Origin of the sequence: Pseudomonas monteilii NBRC 103158 = DSM 14164 (assembly GCF_000730605.1) — a bacterium.
In the GTDB taxonomy this organism is placed as follows: Bacteria; Pseudomonadota; Gammaproteobacteria; order Pseudomonadales; family Pseudomonadaceae; genus Aquipseudomonas; species Aquipseudomonas monteilii.
This window is the reverse complement of sequence record NZ_BBIS01000036.1, coordinates 1-16095: the sequence shown is the minus strand read 5'-3', so window position 1 is coordinate 16095 and position 16095 is coordinate 1. Positions and strand designations below refer to the sequence as shown.

15 protein-coding genes are annotated in these 16095 nt (G+C 61.8%); 6 read left to right on the top strand and 9 right to left on the bottom strand.

What is annotated here, in order from left to right; translation table 11 throughout:
• Positions 1 to 20: 20 nt before the first annotated feature.
• From choV to PM2_RS18405, 3 genes are all read right to left on the bottom strand, one after another.
• Positions 21 to 1199 carry a choline ABC transporter ATP-binding protein gene (gene choV, locus PM2_RS18415; protein ID WP_016714502.1) on the bottom strand — a complete coding sequence of 393 codons (1179 nt, stop codon included), beginning with the start codon at positions 1197 to 1199 and terminating at the stop codon, positions 21 to 23.
• A complete protein-coding gene (choW, locus tag PM2_RS18410; protein WP_174244689.1) occupies positions 1196 to 2044 on the bottom strand; it encodes a choline ABC transporter permease subunit in 849 nt (282 codons plus the stop codon). The genes choV and choW overlap by 4 nt, the downstream gene beginning before the upstream one ends.
• A gap of 81 nt (positions 2045 to 2125) precedes the next feature.
• Positions 2126 to 3073 carry a choline ABC transporter substrate-binding protein gene (locus PM2_RS18405; protein WP_016714504.1) on the bottom strand — a complete coding sequence of 316 codons (948 nt, stop codon included), beginning with the start codon at positions 3071 to 3073 and terminating at the stop codon, positions 2126 to 2128.
• 453 nt (positions 3074 to 3526) lie between these two features.
• Here PM2_RS18405 and PM2_RS18400 point away from each other — a divergent pair, with 453 nt between their 5' ends.
• Together PM2_RS18400 and gbdR are read left to right on the top strand one after the other, a co-directional pair.
• Entirely contained in the window at positions 3527 to 4903 is a 1377-nt protein-coding gene (locus tag PM2_RS18400; protein WP_016714505.1) for an L-serine ammonia-lyase, read from the top strand.
• A 449-nt stretch (positions 4904 to 5352) separates the two neighbouring features.
• Positions 5353 to 6459 (top strand): choline metabolism transcriptional regulator GbdR, encoded by a 1107-nt coding sequence (gene gbdR / locus PM2_RS18395; RefSeq protein WP_016714506.1) that lies wholly within the window; start codon positions 5353 to 5355, stop codon positions 6457 to 6459.
• 119 nt (positions 6460 to 6578) lie between these two features.
• Here the strand turns inward: gbdR and PM2_RS18390 are convergent, their stop codons facing one another.
• The 5 genes from PM2_RS18390 to choX form a co-directional block, all read right to left on the bottom strand.
• Positions 6579 to 6836: a hypothetical protein gene (locus PM2_RS18390; protein WP_012270100.1), complete on the bottom strand. Its 258-nt coding sequence runs from the start codon at positions 6834 to 6836 to the stop codon at positions 6579 to 6581.
• A 254-nt stretch (positions 6837 to 7090) separates the two neighbouring features.
• Positions 7091 to 7564 carry a thioesterase family protein gene (locus PM2_RS18385; RefSeq protein WP_016714507.1) on the bottom strand — a complete coding sequence of 158 codons (474 nt, stop codon included), beginning with the start codon at positions 7562 to 7564 and terminating at the stop codon, positions 7091 to 7093.
• Between the two features lie 10 nt (positions 7565 to 7574).
• Positions 7575 to 8540 (bottom strand): L-carnitine dehydrogenase, encoded by a 966-nt coding sequence (locus tag PM2_RS18380; RefSeq protein ID WP_016714508.1) that lies wholly within the window; start codon positions 8538 to 8540, stop codon positions 7575 to 7577.
• Between the two features lie 18 nt (positions 8541 to 8558).
• Positions 8559 to 9443, bottom strand: coding sequence for a 3-dehydrocarnitine:acetyl-CoA trimethylamine transferase CdhC (cdhC, locus tag PM2_RS18375; RefSeq protein WP_016714509.1), 885 nt, complete (start codon positions 9441 to 9443; stop codon positions 8559 to 8561).
• Between the two features lie 122 nt (positions 9444 to 9565).
• The gene (gene choX, locus PM2_RS18370; RefSeq protein ID WP_016714510.1) at positions 9566 to 10510 is read right to left on the bottom strand and encodes a choline ABC transporter substrate-binding protein; all 945 of its coding nucleotides are present in this window, start codon (positions 10508 to 10510) and stop codon (positions 9566 to 9568) included.
• A 147-nt stretch (positions 10511 to 10657) separates the two neighbouring features.
• Here choX and PM2_RS18365 point away from each other — a divergent pair, with 147 nt between their 5' ends.
• Positions 10658 to 11602 (top strand): GlxA family transcriptional regulator, encoded by a 945-nt coding sequence (locus tag PM2_RS18365; RefSeq protein WP_016714511.1) that lies wholly within the window; start codon positions 10658 to 10660, stop codon positions 11600 to 11602.
• 117 nt (positions 11603 to 11719) lie between these two features.
• Here the strand turns inward: PM2_RS18365 and PM2_RS18360 are convergent, their stop codons facing one another.
• On the bottom strand, positions 11720 to 12121 hold the full coding sequence (locus tag PM2_RS18360) for a lysozyme inhibitor LprI family protein (protein WP_016714512.1): 402 nt from the start codon (positions 12119 to 12121) through the stop codon (positions 11720 to 11722).
• 285 nt (positions 12122 to 12406) lie between these two features.
• Between PM2_RS18360 and PM2_RS18355 the strand changes: the two genes are divergently transcribed.
• The 3 genes from PM2_RS18355 to dgcA all read left to right on the top strand — a co-directional run bounded on the left by PM2_RS18355 (position 12407) and on the right by dgcA (position 16067).
• Complete coding sequence (locus PM2_RS18355; RefSeq protein ID WP_003257506.1) at positions 12407 to 13384, top strand: dipeptidase; 978 nt, start codon at positions 12407 to 12409, stop codon at positions 13382 to 13384.
• 76 nt (positions 13385 to 13460) lie between these two features.
• The gene (locus tag PM2_RS18350) at positions 13461 to 13991 is read left to right on the top strand and encodes a DUF5943 domain-containing protein (RefSeq protein ID WP_003255698.1); all 531 of its coding nucleotides are present in this window, start codon (positions 13461 to 13463) and stop codon (positions 13989 to 13991) included.
• Between the two features lie 15 nt (positions 13992 to 14006).
• Positions 14007 to 16067 (top strand): dimethylglycine demethylation protein DgcA, encoded by a 2061-nt coding sequence (gene dgcA, locus PM2_RS18345; protein ID WP_019096852.1) that lies wholly within the window; start codon positions 14007 to 14009, stop codon positions 16065 to 16067.
• Positions 16068 to 16095 lie beyond the last annotated feature (28 nt).

Here is a 16095-nt window from a genome sequence, read left to right as displayed (position 1 = left end):
GCAACGCGGCCCCAATTGCATCACCCGTGATTCTTGCCAAGCAACGCGTGGTAAAGCTCGGTATCCCCAAGAATCCCGACCACCCGGTCGTTATCCTGCAACACCAGCTTGTTGCCCGTCTGATAACGAATCTGCAGCGCCTCGCGCATGCCGATGTCGGCGTGCACCACGGTAGGCCTGCGCTGCAGTAGCTCCACATCCTGCCCCGGTGCCCAGTTCTGCATGTCCAGCCCGTTCTGGCCCTGGCGTGCACGCTTCAGCGCGCCACCTTCGCCCAGGTCCAGCCACGAATCGATACCCGGGTCCAGGCACACCGAACCATTGACCCGCTTGCAGTTGTCCAGGCTGCGCATCAGGCTGCGGCCACACAGCACGTTCAGCGGGTTGGTGTGGGCAACGAAGGTGCGCACGTACTCGTCGGCCGGGTTGAGCACGATTTCTTCCGGCTTGCTGTACTGGATGATCCGCCCGTCTTTCATGATGGCGATGCGGGTGCCCAGCTTCAGCGCTTCGTCCAGGTCGTGGCTGACGAACACGATGGTTTTGTTCAGCTTGCTCTGCAGGGTCAGCAGTTCGTCCTGCAGGCCTTGGCGGATCAGCGGGTCGAGGGCCGAGAACGGTTCGTCCATCAGCAGGATGTCGGCATCCATCGCCAGCGCCCGGGCCAGCCCCACACGCTGCTGCATGCCGCCAGACAACTCGTCCGGCTTCTTGTTGCGCCATTGGGTCAGGCCCACCAGCTCCAGCTTCTCGTCGACCAGTTTGCGCCGTTCCTTTTCCGGGCGGCCCTGCATTTCCAGGCCAAAGCTGATGTTCTCGCGCACCGTCAGCCAGGGCATCAGGGCGAATTTCTGGAACACCATGGCAATGCGCTTGGTGCGCATCATCTTCAGTTCGGCCGGGGTGCAGTGGGCAATGTCGATGTGCTTGCCTTCGTGCTCGACAAACAGCTTGCCGCGGCTGACGGTGTTCAGGCCGTTGATGCAGCGCAGCAGGCTCGACTTGCCCGAACCGGACAGGCCCATCAGCACGCAGATCTCACCCTTGTTGATGTCCAGGTTGGCCTTTTCGACGCCCACCACCAGGCCGGTCTGCTTGAGGATCTGCTCGCGGGTCTTGCCCTGGTCCAGCAGCGACAGCGCTTCGCGTGGCTTGTTGGAAAAGATGACGTCGACGTCTTCGAAACGAATAATGCTCATGCCTCACCCCTTACCGGCAGTTCCGGTTGCTTGCAGATACGGTCGAGCATGATCGCCAGCAGCACGATCGCCAGGCCCGCTTCGAAGCCCAAGGAGATATCGGCGGTGTTCAGTGCGTTGACCACAGGTTTGCCCAAGCCGTCCGCGCCGACCAGGGCGGCAATCACCACCATCGACAGCGACAGCATGATGCACTGGGTGACGCCGGCAGCGATGCTTGGCATGGCGTGCGGCAGTTCGATACGGGTGAGCAACTGGCGGCGCGAGCAGCCGAACGCTTTACCCGCGTCCATCAGCTCTTGTGGTACGTCGCAGATGCCCAGGTAGGTCAGGCGAATAGGCGCTGCGATGGCGAACACCACGGTAGAGATCAGCCCCGGCACTACGCCCAGGCCGAACAGGGTCAGGGTAGGGATCAGGTAAACGAAGGTCGGCACCGTCTGCATCAGGTCCAGCACCGGGCGCATGGCGGTATAGAACATCGGTTTGTGCGCGGCAAGGATGCCCAGCGGCACGCCGATGACCACGCATACCACCGTGGCGAAGGTAACCTGCGCCAGGGTTTCCATGGTTTCCTGCCAGTAACCCAGGTTGAGGATCAGCAGGAACGACAGGGCAACGAACACGGTCAGCGCCCATTTGCGCTGGATCAGGTGCGCCAGGGCGGCGAACAGGGCGATGAGTACGAATGGGTTGAACCAGGTCAGGGCACTGGTGACGCCATGGATCATGAATTCCAGGCCTTGGGCGATAGCATCGAAATAGTTGGCGCCGTTCTGGGTCAACCACTCGACAAATGAGGCGATGTACTGCCCCAGGGGTATTTTCTGATCGATAAGCATGATAGCGAGCTTCCACCTGCATAGATTGAAATCAACCCGGGGCAGGCACGGTCCTGCCCCGAGGTAGCGCTATTGCGTAGTACGTTATTGCGCGAGCTTGGCCTTGGCTGCCTCAAGGCCCGGTTTGCCATCCACGGTGGTTACGCCGGCCAGCCAGGCATCCAGCTTGCCCGGGTTGTCCTTGAGCCATTTCCTGGCGGCGGCATCGGGTTTCATCTTGTCGTCCAGGACATAGCCCATCATGGTGCTTTCATCCTTGAGCTCGAACGACAGGTTCTTCAACAGCTGGCCGACGTTGCTGCACTCCTGCGCATAGCCCTTGCGGGTGTTGGTCAACACGGTCGCCTTGCCGAAGTCGGGGCCGAAGAACTCGTCCCCGCCGGTCAGGTACTGCATCTTGAAGCGGGTGTTCATCGGGTGTGGTTCCCAGCCCAGGAACACCAGCGCCTCGCCGCGCTTCTGTGCGCGGTCGACCTGCGACAGCATGCCGGCCTCGCTCGACTGCACGATCTTGAAACCGGCGTCCTTCAGGCCGAAGGCGTTCTTGTCGATCATGCTCTGGATGGTGCGGTTGCCATCGTTGCCGGGCTCGATGCCGTAGATCTTGCCGTCCAGTTCCTTCTTGAACTTGGCAATGTCGCTGAAATCCTTCAGCCCCTTGTCGTACAGCGCCTGGGGTACCGCCAGGGTGTACTTGGCGTTTTCCAGGTTGGCGCGCACGGTTTCTACTGTGCCAGCGTCGCGGTACTGCTTGATGTCGTTCTCCATGGTCGGCATCCAGTTGCCGAGAAACACGTCCAGGTCCTTGCCGGTGGCCAGCGACTTGTAGGTCACCGGTACCGAGATCATGGTGGTGTGGGTCTTGTAACCCAGTGCTTCAAGCACAACGCTGGTGGTGGCGGTCGTGACCGTGATGTCGGTCCAGCCGACATCGGAGAAACGTACCGTCCGGCACTGTTCGGGCTCGGCGGCCTGGGCCAGCAACGGTGCGGACAGCAACGCAACCAGCAACAGCGAGGGTGAACCTTTCATGGATGGACTCCTGTGATTTTGTCTTCGGGTTCGCGTGGGTCGCCGGGCTTTCTCAGGGTCCGGTCGACCAGGCCTGCAGAGGGCAGGATGCGTGGCCGTGCTTTACGAGTCGCTTTCGATAATCCTCCAGCGCCGGGCAATCGCCTACTGGTGGGGTCGTAACCAGTACGGAACGGGTCGTATCCAGTATGGGCGATGTCGCTTATGGATTTTTCCACCCCCTCAGCCGCATTTTTACGTCACCAGGCCGCCGGAAAACGGCGAGGTGAGCGCTGCTCTCCCTGTAAAAAACGCGCGGCGCTGCTGGACAAAAGTACGTCGGTTGCAGACGGCGAGGGTGGCGTTAAAAGCCCGATGATGCTGGCATTCAAGGCGGCCCGCTGTTTGAGCCTAGCAGCTGCCCCGCCCTGCGCATGGCGCGCAGAGACAAGCCCATCAAGAGGTGATTCGACAATGGCCATCAGCGTGTTCGACCTGTTCAAGATCGGTGTCGGGCCTTCCAGCTCCCACACCGTCGGCCCCATGCGTGCTGGCGCCCTGTTCGTCCAGGGCCTGCGCGAGCGCGGCGAGCTGGAGCGTGTCAAGCGGATCGAAGTGCGCCTGTACGGCTCGCTGTCGGCCACCGGTATCGGGCATGGCACCGACAACGCCACCATCATGGGCCTGATGGGCGAATGGCCTGACGCCATCGACCCCACCCAGATCGTGCCGCGTATCGCCGACCTGCGTGAAACCAACACCCTGCAGCTTGATAGCCGCCTGCCCATCGAGTTTGTCTGGGCTCGCGACATGCTGCTGCTGGACGAGAACCTGCCGTACCACCCCAACGCCATGACCTTGATTGCCGAAGGCGAGCAGGGCGAGCTGCACCGCGATACCTATTACTCGGTGGGTGGCGGCTTCGTGGTCGATGCCGCCCAGGCCGCCAGTGGCGTGCTGGACGCCGACCAGACGGTGCTGCCGTACGATTTCAACAGCGCCGCCGAGCTGCTGCGTCTGTGCAAGCAAAACGACCTCAGCGTGTCGCAATTGATGATGGCCAACGAGAAGGTCTGGCGCAGTGAGGAAGAGATCCGTGCCGGCCTGCACAAGCTCTGGGAAGCCATGCAGGAATGCGTCAACAACGGCCTCAAATACGAAGGCACGCTGCCCGGCGGGCTGAACGTGCGCCGCCGCGCCGCCAAGCTGCACCGCAGCCTGCAGGAAGTCGGCAAGCCCAATGTGATCGGCTCGACCATGAGCGCCATGGAGTGGGTCAACCTGTTCGCTCTGGCGGTCAATGAAGAAAACGCCGCCGGCGGGCGCATGGTCACCGCACCTACCAACGGCGCGGCCGGCATTATCCCGGCGGTGTTGCATTACTACATGCGCTTTAGCGACGCGGTAAACGAGTCCAACGTGGTGGAGTACTTCCTCGCGGCGGCCGCTGTGGGCATCTTGTGCAAGAAGAACGCGTCGATTTCCGGTGCCGAAGTCGGTTGCCAGGGCGAGGTTGGCTCCGCTTGCGCCATGGCCGCTGCTGGCTTGGCCGAAGTGCTTGGCGCCACACCGCCACAGGTGGAAAACGCCGCTGAAATCGCCCTGGAGCACAACCTTGGCCTGACCTGCGACCCGGTCGGCGGGTTGGTACAGGTGCCGTGCATCGAGCGCAACGCGATTGCGGCGGTAAAAGCCATCAACGCGGTGCAGATGGCCCTGCGCGGTGACGGCGAACACTTCATCTCCCTCGACCAGGTGATCCGCACCATGCGTGATACCGGGGCCGACATGCACGACAAGTACAAAGAGACCTCGCGCGGTGGCCTGGCGGTCAGCGCCATCGAATGCTGATTGCTTGATCCGCCCTCAAGGACCCCTTCGCGGGCACGCCCGCGAAGGGGCCCTTGAGGTTGATGCAGGTGCAACTTGATCACCTATGCTCCCTAATGGTGCAAGCGACGCCTACCGATCGTCGGGTGTCGTTATCAGTGCCTGGATTGTCGGTGACACTCAAGAGTGTCGTTTCTGGGCAACTTACACTGCGCTTGTCACCAAATTGCTCAGCCGTTACACGCACGGCGCCTAGCACGCCCATTTGCGAACACCCAGCCAACTCGACCAAAGCACCTGATTTGCCGAACAAAGGCGTCGTTTTCAGGTTTTTTTGGACAGCCGTTCAATTTCAGGCACGGCGTTTGCGTTGAGATTGGCAACCAAGCCCCAGCACATGAACCGGGGCCATAACAAGAAATCAGTGCCCGCCTGAGGCACACCCTGCATTTGTGTGAGGAGAAATCGCGATGACGTCGTACACCTCCGGGAACCCAACCCAGAACCGCACAACACCCCAGTCCATCGGGTTTCTTCTATTGGACAATTTCACCCTGATTTCACTGGCATCAGCCGTTGAGCCGCTGCGTATGGCCAACCAGCTGTCCGGCCGAGAGCTTTACCGCTGGCATACCCTGACCGTCGACGGCGGCCAGGTGTGGGCCAGCGATGGCTTGCAGATCACTCCGGATGCTGCAATCAGCAATGCGCCGCCCATCGACACCGTGATTGTCTGCGGGGGGGTTGGTATTCAGCGTTCGGTCACCCGTGAGCACGTTACCTGGCTGCAAGCTCAGGCTCGCCAGTCGCGCCGTCTTGGTGCGGTGTGCACCGGCAGCTGGGCACTGGCCTGTGCCGGTCTGCTCGACGGCTTCGATTGCAGCGTGCACTGGGAGTGCCTGGCGGCAATGCAGGAAGCCTTCCCACGCGTAAACATGAGCACCCGCCTGTTCACCCTCGACCGCAACCGCTTCACCAGCTCTGGCGGTACCGCGCCGCTGGACATGATGTTGCACCTGATCAGCCGCGACCATGGCCGTGAACTGTCGGCGGCGATTTCCGAGATGTTCGTCTACGAGCGCATCCGCAACGAACAGGATCATCAGCGCGTGCCGCTCAAGCACATGCTCGGCACCAATCAGCCGAAGCTGCAGGAAATCGTCGCGCTCATGGAGGCCAACCTCGAAGAGCCGATCGACCTGGACGAACTGGCGGTATACGTGTCGGTTTCGCGTCGGCAGCTTGAGCGGTTGTTCCAGAAGTACCTGCATTGCTCGCCATCGCGCTACTACCTGAAACTGCGCCTGATTCGTGCACGGCAATTGCTCAAGCAAACGCCGATGTCGATCATCGAGGTGGCGTCGGTATGCGGTTTTGTGTCCACGCCACACTTCTCCAAGTGCTACCGCGAGTACTTCGGCATTCCGCCGCGTGACGAGCGCGTGGGCTCCAACACTGCGCAGCAGGTGGCGATGATGCCGATCCCGCAGGCCATGACACTGTCGCCGCACAGTGGGCCTATGGCCGCTCTGAGCCAGGCGCGCAACGAGTCGACGTTTGCCAGTGTAAGGCTCTGAAACAGCGCGGGCCCCTTCGCGGGCAAGCCCGCTACCACAGGTATCGCACCGCTTTTGAATCCGGTGCAGTACTTGTGGGAGCGGGCTTGCCCGCGAAGAGGCCAGTACAGGAAAATCAGTTAAGCGCGTTTGTTGAATTGCGCCAGCGCGGGTAACAGCTGTTTGTCGATCGCCTGGCGTACCGCCGGAAGGATGGTCGCGCTACCTGTATACATCTGCTCCACCATCCCCTTCAGCGCCCGAGCATTAGGCTCGGTCAGCCCACGCACCACCGCTTCGCAAGCCTGCTCGGCACTGGCGCCCGCCGGAATCTCGAACCCGCGTGCGCGCAGGTGGCCGGCGAGGTCGTCCTGATCAATCAAATCCGCATGCATCATGGCTGTTGTCCCTTTTATCGCTAAGAGAGTGCTGCTGTGATTTACGACCGATTCTGTGACGCCCGCGACATGCCCGCAACAACAAGATGCCGGCATGGCTGCTTTGGCTAAGAACAGGTCGTTTACGGCTAAATCCACCTGGCGGGAACTGCGCACACTCAAGCCATCTACAGCAACCGAGGGTTTGGTCACCCTCATTCATGCACAGTGGATGTTGCTCGCTCTTGGCCCCGGATGCTCACGGCTTTCCGGGGTTATTTTTTTGCAAGGCCGATCACGCGGCCTACATAAACGGGCGCTTGAAGTTGACGTTGTTCGTCCACTAGCCCCTGTAGTAACCCCGTGCTGTTCTCGCTGAACGGCGCCGACGTCGGCCCTGCCAAATCCACATGCAACAGCATCTGCTCACTGGCTGCCAGCGCCTCATCGAACCCTGCCCGGTGCAGGCTGTGGTACACCTGCAGACGCTTGCGATCAAAACCGATGATCTGCGTCTGCACCCACACCTCAGTCCCTAGCTTCACTTCGTGCAGGTAGTTGATATGCGCCTCCAGGGTGAACAGCGAGTGGCCGCTTTGCCCACGGCTATCAGCATCCAGGCCGATGCGCTCCATCAGCGCATCGGTGGCATAGCTGAAGATCAGTAGGTAAAAGGCATCGCGCAGATGCCCGTTGTAATCGACCCAATCTTCCTGGATCTGGGTGCGGTAAGTGATCAATGCGGGCATCGTTACCTCCTCAATCGCTGAACGACATGCCGTGGTTGGTCTTGCTGGTCTTCACCGCTTCCAGCACCGCCAGCAGGGTGTCATCACGATAGCGTTCCAGCGCGGCGATGCTGCGGTCGCCCAACTGCTCCGAGGTGCCGTCGACCACGTCGTCGATCAGCTTGTCGGTCAGCTCCGGTGCCGGCAGGTATGTCCAGGGCAGCTTCAGCGCCGGGCCGAACTGCGACATGAAGTGGCGCATACCGGCGTCGCCACCCGCGAGGGTGTAGGTGAGGAAGGTGCCCATGAACGACCAGCGAAGGCCCGCGCCAAAGCGGATCGCGTCGTCGATTTCCCCGGTAGTGGCCACGCCGTCGTTGACCAGGTGCAGGGCCTCGCGCCACAGCGCTTCCAGCAGGCGATCGGCAATGAAGCCGGGGACTTCCTTGCGCACATGTAGCGGGCGCATGCCAAGAGTGGTGTAGATGGTCTTTGCCGCCTCGATGGCTTCAGGCGCGGTACGGTTGCCGCCGACGATCTCGACCAGCGGCAGCAGGTACACCGGGTTGAACGGGTGGCCGACCACGCAGCGCTCGGGGTGGGTAGCCGACTCGTAGAATTCGCTGGGCAGCAGGCCTGAAGTGCTGGAGCCGATGATGGCATCAGGCTTCGCGGCAGCGCTGATTTTCGCGTGCAGGTCGAGCTTGAGGTCCAGCCGCTCTGGCGCGCTTTCCTGGATGAAATCGGCGTCGCGGACACATTCCTCGATGGTGGCAACGAACTTCAAGCGGTCCTGCGTCGCGCCTGGCGCAAGCCCCTGTTTTTCCAGTGCCGGCCAAGCGTTGGCGATGCGCTTGCGCAGTGCTTGCTCGGCACCCGGCGCCGGGTCCCAGGCGACCACGTCCAGGCCGTGGGCGAGGGCGCGGGCAACCCAGCCGCTGCCGATTACGCCGCTACCCAGAGCGGCGAAGGTCTTGATCTCGGTGATGAAGGGCATATCGGTCTCCTGAAGGGATCAGCGGCGCTTGAGGTTCATTTTTTCCCGGCCTTCTGCCGGGGTGAGTACACGGCCACCCATGCGGGTGATGATCTCGCTCGCGCGTTCGACCAACTGGCCGTTGCTGGCCAGCACGCCACGGTCCAGGTACAGGTTGTCTTCAAGGCCCACGCGCACGTTGCCGCCCAGCAGCACGGCTTGCGCCGCCATCGGCATCTGCATGCGGCCGATGCCGAAGCCGGCCCAGGTGACGTTGGCGGGCAGGTTGTCGACCATCGCCTTCATGGTGGTGGTGTCGGCCGGCGCGCCCCACGGGATGCCGAGGCACAGCTGGAAAAGGGGGTCTTCAAGCAGGCCTTCTTTCATCATCTGCTTGGCGAACCACAGGTGGCCGGTGTCGAAGATTTCCAGTTCGGCTTTAACGCCCAGTTCGGTGATGCGCTTGGCGCCAGCGCGCAGTTGCGCGGGGGTGGAAACGTAGATTGAGTTGCCGTCACCGAAGTTGAGCGTGCCGCAGTCGAGGGTGCAGATTTCCGGCAGCAGCGCCTCGACATGGGCCAGGCGCTCCAGCGGGCCGATCAGGTCGGTGCCTGGGCCGAACTCCAGCGGCGTTTCGCCAGGGCCGATTTCCAGGTCGCCACCCATCCCGGCGGTGAGGTTGACGATGATGTCTACGTCGGCTTCGCGGATGCGTTCCATGACTTCGCGGTACAGCGCCACGTCGCGGCTGAAACGGCCGGTTTGCGGGTCGCGGACGTGGCAGTGGACGACGGTGGCGCCGGCTTTGGCAGCCTCTACGGCGGCTTCGGCGATCTGTTTGGGGGTGACCGGGACCAGGTGGCTTTTCGAGGCGGTGTCGCCAGCGCCGGTGAGGGCGCAGGTGATGATGACGTCGTGGTTCATGGTGTGTTCCTTGTGGTGTCTGTGTTTGGCTTTTCGCGGGCATGCCCGCTCCCACAGGATCAATGTGATCCTGAGTGTGGAGCTGTACCTGTGGGAGCGGGCGCGCCCGCGAAAGGGCCCAGTCAGTTGGCAGTGAGCTTGAGGTTGTCCGCAGCCGGCTTGCCATCGAGGGTGGTCACACCTTCCAGCCAGCGGGCCTTGTCCTCGGGATGGTCTTTCAGCCACTGGCGGGCCGATTCCAGCGCGTCCTTGTGGTCGAGCAGCGGCTGCATCATGCGGCTCTCGTCTTCGGCGCTGAACTTCAGGTTGGCCAGCAGGCGGTGGGCGTTGGGGCAGCGTTCGGCGTAGTCCGGCGCGGTCACCGTCCATACCGTCGCGCGGCCTTCGTCCGGGCCGAGCGCGTCTTGGCTGTCGCCCAGGTAGGCCATGTCGATGTTCACGTTCATCGGGTGCGGCGCCCAGCCGAAGAACACCACGGCTTCCTTGCGCCGCACGGCGCGGTCGACAGCGGCGAGCATGCCAGCCTCGCTGGACTCGACCAGCTGGAACTTGCCAAGTTCGAATTGGTTCTTGGTGATCATTGCCTTGATCTGGGTGTTGGCGCCGGAGCCCGGTTCGATGCCATAGATCTTGCCGCCCAGCTCTTTCTCGAACTTATGGATGTCGGCGAAGGTCTTCAAACCCTTGTCGTAGAGGTATTTCGGCACGGCCAGGGTGGCGCGGGCATCCTCCAGGCTTGGTTTCTCCAGTACCTTGACCTGGTTGGCGTCGATGAACGGCGTGATGGTCTGGGTCATGATCGGGTTCCAGTAACCCAGGAACATGTCCAGGCGTTTGTCGCGGATGCCGGCGAAGATGATCTGCTGCGAGGCACTGGTCTGTTTGGTCTGGTAGCCCAGGCCATCGAGCAGCACCTGGGCCATGGCGCTGGTGGCGATGACGTCGGTCCAGTTGACCACGCCCAGGCGGATGTTCTTGCAGGCCGCAGGTTCGGCGGCGTAAAGCGGGGAGGTGGCGATGCTGCTCAGGGCAAGGGTCAACAGGCTGCGGCGGATCAAGCTGTGCATGGTGGCTCTCCATCGGCAGTGCATATTGTTATGGGGTTTCGACCTCTCTGGGCCGTGTGAACACGCTACGCTGCTGAAGGGGTGAAAAATCGCACCCTGGCGACCAACATTTGCACGGAGGCGACCACCTTTGCCGTGGAGCATGCAATGCTGCAAAACATTCATTTCCTGCTGTTACCCGGCTTTTCGGCCATGGGATTCATCAGTGCCCTGGAACCCCTGCGGGTGGCCAACCGCTTCAAGGGGCCGTCGTATCGCTGGCAGGTCTTGAGCCTGGATGGCGGCGCGGTGCAGGCGAGCAATGGCATGTCGGTGAATGCCGATGCAGCGTTGGCAGCGGGCGAGCCTGTCGGCATCTTGCTGATAGTGGCAGGCTTCGACCCCCTGGCATGCTATGGGCCAGTACTACAGCAGGCGCTACGCCGCCTGGACCATGACGGGGTAACCCTGGGCGGTATTGATACCGGCGCCGTGGTGCTGGCTGAAGCCGGGCTGCTCGACGGTCACCGCGCCACCGTGCACTGGGAGGCGTTGGAGGCGTTCAAGGAAAACTATCCAAGCTTGCAGGCGACCCAGGAGTTGTTCGAGATCGACCGTCGGCGCATTACGTGTGCTGGCGGTACGGCCTCGATCGACCTGATGCTCGATCTGATTGCCCAGGCCCACGGCAGTGAGCTGGCAGTGCAGGTGTCGGAGCAGTTCGTGCTCGGGCGTATCCGTCAGCGACAGGACCACCAGCGCATGCAGATCGCCAGCCGCTATGGCATCAGCAACAAGAAACTGGTGAAAGTGATTGGTGAAATGGAGCGCAACACCGAACAGCCGCTCAATACCCAAGTGCTGGCTGAGGCGGTGCAGGTGACCCGGCGGCAGCTGGAGCGGTTGTTTCGCGTGCATCTGGACGACACGCCCAGTGGGTTCTATTTGCGACTGCGCCTGGACAAGGCGCGGCAATTGTTGCGCCAGACCGACATGAGTGTGCTGGAGGTGGGGGTGGCGTGCGGGTTTGAGTCGGCTTCGTACTTTACCCGCTGCTATAGGGCGCGGTACCAGCGTTGTCCGCGGGAGGACAGGTTGGCCAGGGCAGTTTGATGTTTGTCTGTGCTGGCGTCTTCGCGGGACAAGCCCGCTCCCACAGAAAGGTGTGGTCCCAACGGATACGCAGCACCTGTGGGAGCGGGCTTGTCCCGCGAAGAGGCCGGTCCAGGACTACTGTTGGCCAATGGACTGCAAGTACTCCGAGCGGTCATCACTACGCTGCGCCACGCAGGTATCCCACGCCGCCTCGAACGCCTTGCTACCGGGCTTCTCGGCGTAGGTCTCAACCTTGCAATCCGCATCGCGCAGCTGTGTCCACAGCTTCTCGGCCGCATCCATACGCCCGACCAGAGCGGTAGCCTGGTCGCCCTCATCGGCATATTGGTCGCGAATACGCTGGATCAAGTCATCGTAAGCGGACTTCAGCTCACGCTCGGCAGTCTGCTTGTTGAACGCAGCGCACGCGTAGGTCTGCTGGTCGGTCTCGACGTTGTCGCACGGGGTGCTTTCTTCCTCGCCGGCCTGGGCGCCCGATACGACAGCCAGCAGTACCAGCCATGCCAATGATTTCATCCGTTTTCTCCTCAACAGGCTGACGAATCGCAAGGATTCTCGCTCAGCCGAAGGCAAGGCGGTAGCTCTCTGACGAAATGTTCATAAAACGGCCAGAAACGTCGCTATCGAGACTGTCTCTCATCGCCACGCCGCATGCCAGAGGGCGTGTTGTCGCGCATTGACGCTTTCGGCAAACCCCCTGTCGTTTTTGCATCGGGGCGTCATTGGGCACAGGCATATGCTGGCCCCAAAGCGCCGGCAGAAGGTTTGGCGCAGCCCAACTCAATAAAAGGGGACAGCCTGATGAGCCCAGCCGAACTTCACGCCGACAGCATCGTCATCGACGGCCTGATCATTGCCAAGTGGAACCGCGAGCTGTTCGAAGACATGCGCAAAGGCGGGCTGACTGCGGCCAACTGCACGGTGTCGGTCTGGGAAGGCTTCAAGGCAACCGTCGACAATATCGCTGCCAGCCAGAAGCTGATCCGCGACAACAGCGACCTGGTGATGCCGGTGCGCACCACCGCCGACATCCGCAAGGCCAAGGAACTGGGCAAGACCGGCATCCTCTTCGGCTTCCAGAACGCCCATGCCTTCGAAGACCAGATCGCCTACGTGGATGTGTTCAAGCAGCTGGGCGTGGGCATCGTGCAGATGTGCTACAACACCCAGAACCTGGTAGGCACCGGCTGCTACGAGCGTGACGGCGGCCTGTCGGGCTTCGGCCGCGAGATCGTGGCGGAAATGAACCGCGTCGGCATCATGTGCGACCTGTCCCACGTGGGTTCCAAAACCTCTGAAGAAGTCATCCTCGAATCGAAAAAGCCGGTGTGCTACTCCCACTGCCTGCCCTCAGGCCTGAAGGAGCACCCGCGCAACAAGTCGGACGAAGAGCTGAAGTTCATCGCCGACCACGGCGGCTTCGTTGGCGTGACCATGTTCGCGCCGTTCCTGGCCAAGGGCATCGACTCCACCATCGACGACTACGCCGAAGCCATCGAGTACACCATGAACATCGTGGGTGAAGACGCCATCGGTATCGGTACCGACTTCACCCAAGGCCACGGGCAGGACTTCTTCGAGTACCTGACCCACGACAAGGGCTACGCCCGTCGCCTGACCAACTTCGGCAAGATCATCAACCCGCTCGGCATCCGCACTGTCGGCGAGTTCCCCAACCTCACCGAAACCCTGCTCAAGCGCGGCCACTCCGAGCGCGTGGTACGCAAGATCATGGGCGAGAACTGGGTCAACGTCCTCAAGGACGTCTGGGGCGAGTAAGCCGCTCTCCAAGCCTGATAGCCCCTGCCAGCAACGCCGGGGCACCCACATAAAAATTTTATGGAGTTGAGTTTCCATGGCCAAGATCGCCCCGCAATTGCCAATCGAAGTCGACAGCGAGACCGGTGTCTGGACCAGTGACGCCTTGCCGATGCTGTACGTGCCGCGCCATTTCTTCGTCAACAACCACATGGGTATCGAGGAAGTGCTGGGCGCCGATGCCTACGCCGAAATCCTCTACAAGGCCGGCTACAAGTCTGCCTGGCACTGGTGTGAAAAAGAAGCTGAATGCCATGGCCTGGAAGGCGTGGCGGTGTTCGAGCACTACATGAAGCGCCTGAGCCAGCGTGGCTGGGGCCTGTTCGAAATCCAGGACATCGACCTGGACAAAGGCACCTGCAGCGTCAAGCTCAAGCACTCGGCGTTCGTATACGTGTATGGCAAATGCGGCCGCAAAGTCGACTACATGTTCACCGGCTGGTTCGCCGGCGCCATGGACCAGATTCTCGCTGCCCGCGGCAGCAAGATCCGCACCGTGGCCGAGCAGGTCTACGGCGGGTCGGAAGAAGGCCACGAAGATGGCCTGTTCGTTACCAAGCCGTTGTAAGCCGGAGATAGCGTCATGGCATTCGAAGCAATGTTCCAGCCGATCCAGATCGGCAAACTGACCATCCGCAACCGCGTGCTCAGCACCGCGCACGCTGAGGTCTACGCCACTGACGGCGGCATGACGACCGACCGCTACGTGAAGTACTACGAAGAAAAGGCCAAGGGCGGCATCGGCCTGGCGATCTGCGGTGGTTCGTCCGTCGTGGCCATCGACAGCCCGCAGGAATGGTGGGCGTCGGTCAACCTGTCGACCGACCGCATCATCCCGCACTTCCAGAACCTGGCCGACGCCATGCACAAGCATGGCGCCAAGATCATGATCCAGATTACCCACATGGGCCGTCGCTCGCGTTGGGACGGCTTCAACTGGCCGACCCTGATGTCGCCGTCGGGTATCCGTGAACCCGTGCATCGCGCCACCTGCAAAACCATCGAGGTGGAAGAGATCTGGCGGGTGATCGGCAACTACGCGCAAGCGGCACGTCGCGCCAAAGAGGGCGGCCTGGACGGCGTGGAACTGTCGGCGGTGCACCAGCACATGATCGACCAGTTCTGGAGCCCACGGGTCAACAAGCGTACCGACGAATGGGGCGGCACCTTCGAAGGCCGCATGAAGTTCGGCCTGGAAGTGCTCAAAGCCGTGCGTGCCGAGGTCGGTGACGACTTCTGCGTGGGCATGCGTATCTGCGGTGACGAGTTCCACCCCGATGGCCTCAGCCACGAAGACATGAAGCAGATCGCCGCGTACTACGACGCCACCGGCATGCTCGACTTCATCGGCGTGGTCGGCTCGGGTTGCGACACCCACAACACCCTGGCCAACGTTATCCCCAACATGAGCTACCCGCCGGAGCCGTTCCTGCACCTGGCGGCCGGCATCAAGGAAGTGGTCAAGGTCCCGGTGCTGCACGCGCAGAATATCAAGGACCCGAACCAGGCCACGCGCATCCTTGAAGGCGGTTATGTGGACATGGTGGGCATGACCCGTGCGCACATGGCCGACCCGCACCTGATCGCCAAGATCAAGATGGGCCAGATTGACCAGATCAAGCAGTGCGTCGGTGCCAACTACTGCATCGACCGCCAGTACCAGGGCCTGGATGTACTGTGCATCCAGAACGCCGCGACCTCCCGTGAATACATGGGCGTGCCGCACATCATCGAGAAAACCACCGGCGTGAAGCGCAAGGTGGTGGTGGTTGGCGCGGGCCCTGCCGGTATGGAAGCTGCCCGCGTAGCGGCCGAACGTGGCCACGACGTGACCCTGTTCGAGAAGAAAGACCAGATTGGCGGGCAGATCACCATCGCCGCCAAGGCACCGCAGCGTGACCAGATTGCCGGTATCACCCGCTGGTACCAGTTGGAGCTGGCGCGTTTGAAAGTCGACCTGCGCCTGGGCACTGCCGCTGACGTGGCCACCATCCAGGACCTGCGCCCGGACGTGATCGTACTGGCAGTGGGTGGGCACTCGTTCCTGGAGCAGAACGAACACTGGGGCGCTGCCGAAGGGCTAGTGGTCAGCAGCTGGGACGTGCTCGACGGCAAGGTTGCGCCGGGCAAGAACGTGCTGGTGTACGACACCATCTGCGAATTCACCGGCATGTCGGTGGCCGACTTCATCGCTGACAAGGGCAGCCAGGTGGAAATCGTCACCGACGACATCAAGCCGGGCGTGGCCATGGGCGGTACTACCTTCCCGACCTACTACCGCAGCATGTACCCCAAAGAAGTGATCATGACCGGCGACATGATGCTGGAAAAGGTCTACCGCGAAGGCGACAAGCTGGTGGCGGTGCTGGAGAACGAATACACCGGCGCCAAGGAAGAGCGGGTGGTCGACCAGGTGGTGGTGGAGAACGGCGTGCGCCCTGACGAGCAGCTGTATTACGCCCTGAAGGAAGGTTCGCGCAACAAAGGCCAGATCGACGTGGAGGCGCTGTTCGCCATCAAGCCACAGCCGATCCTCAGCCAGCCGGGCGAAGGCTACCTGCTGTACCGCATCGGCGACTGCGTGGCCCAGCGCAACGTGCATGCGGCGATCTACGACGCCTTGCGCCTGTGCAAGGACTTCTGATCCAGCAGGCATAAACGCCGTAGACCCC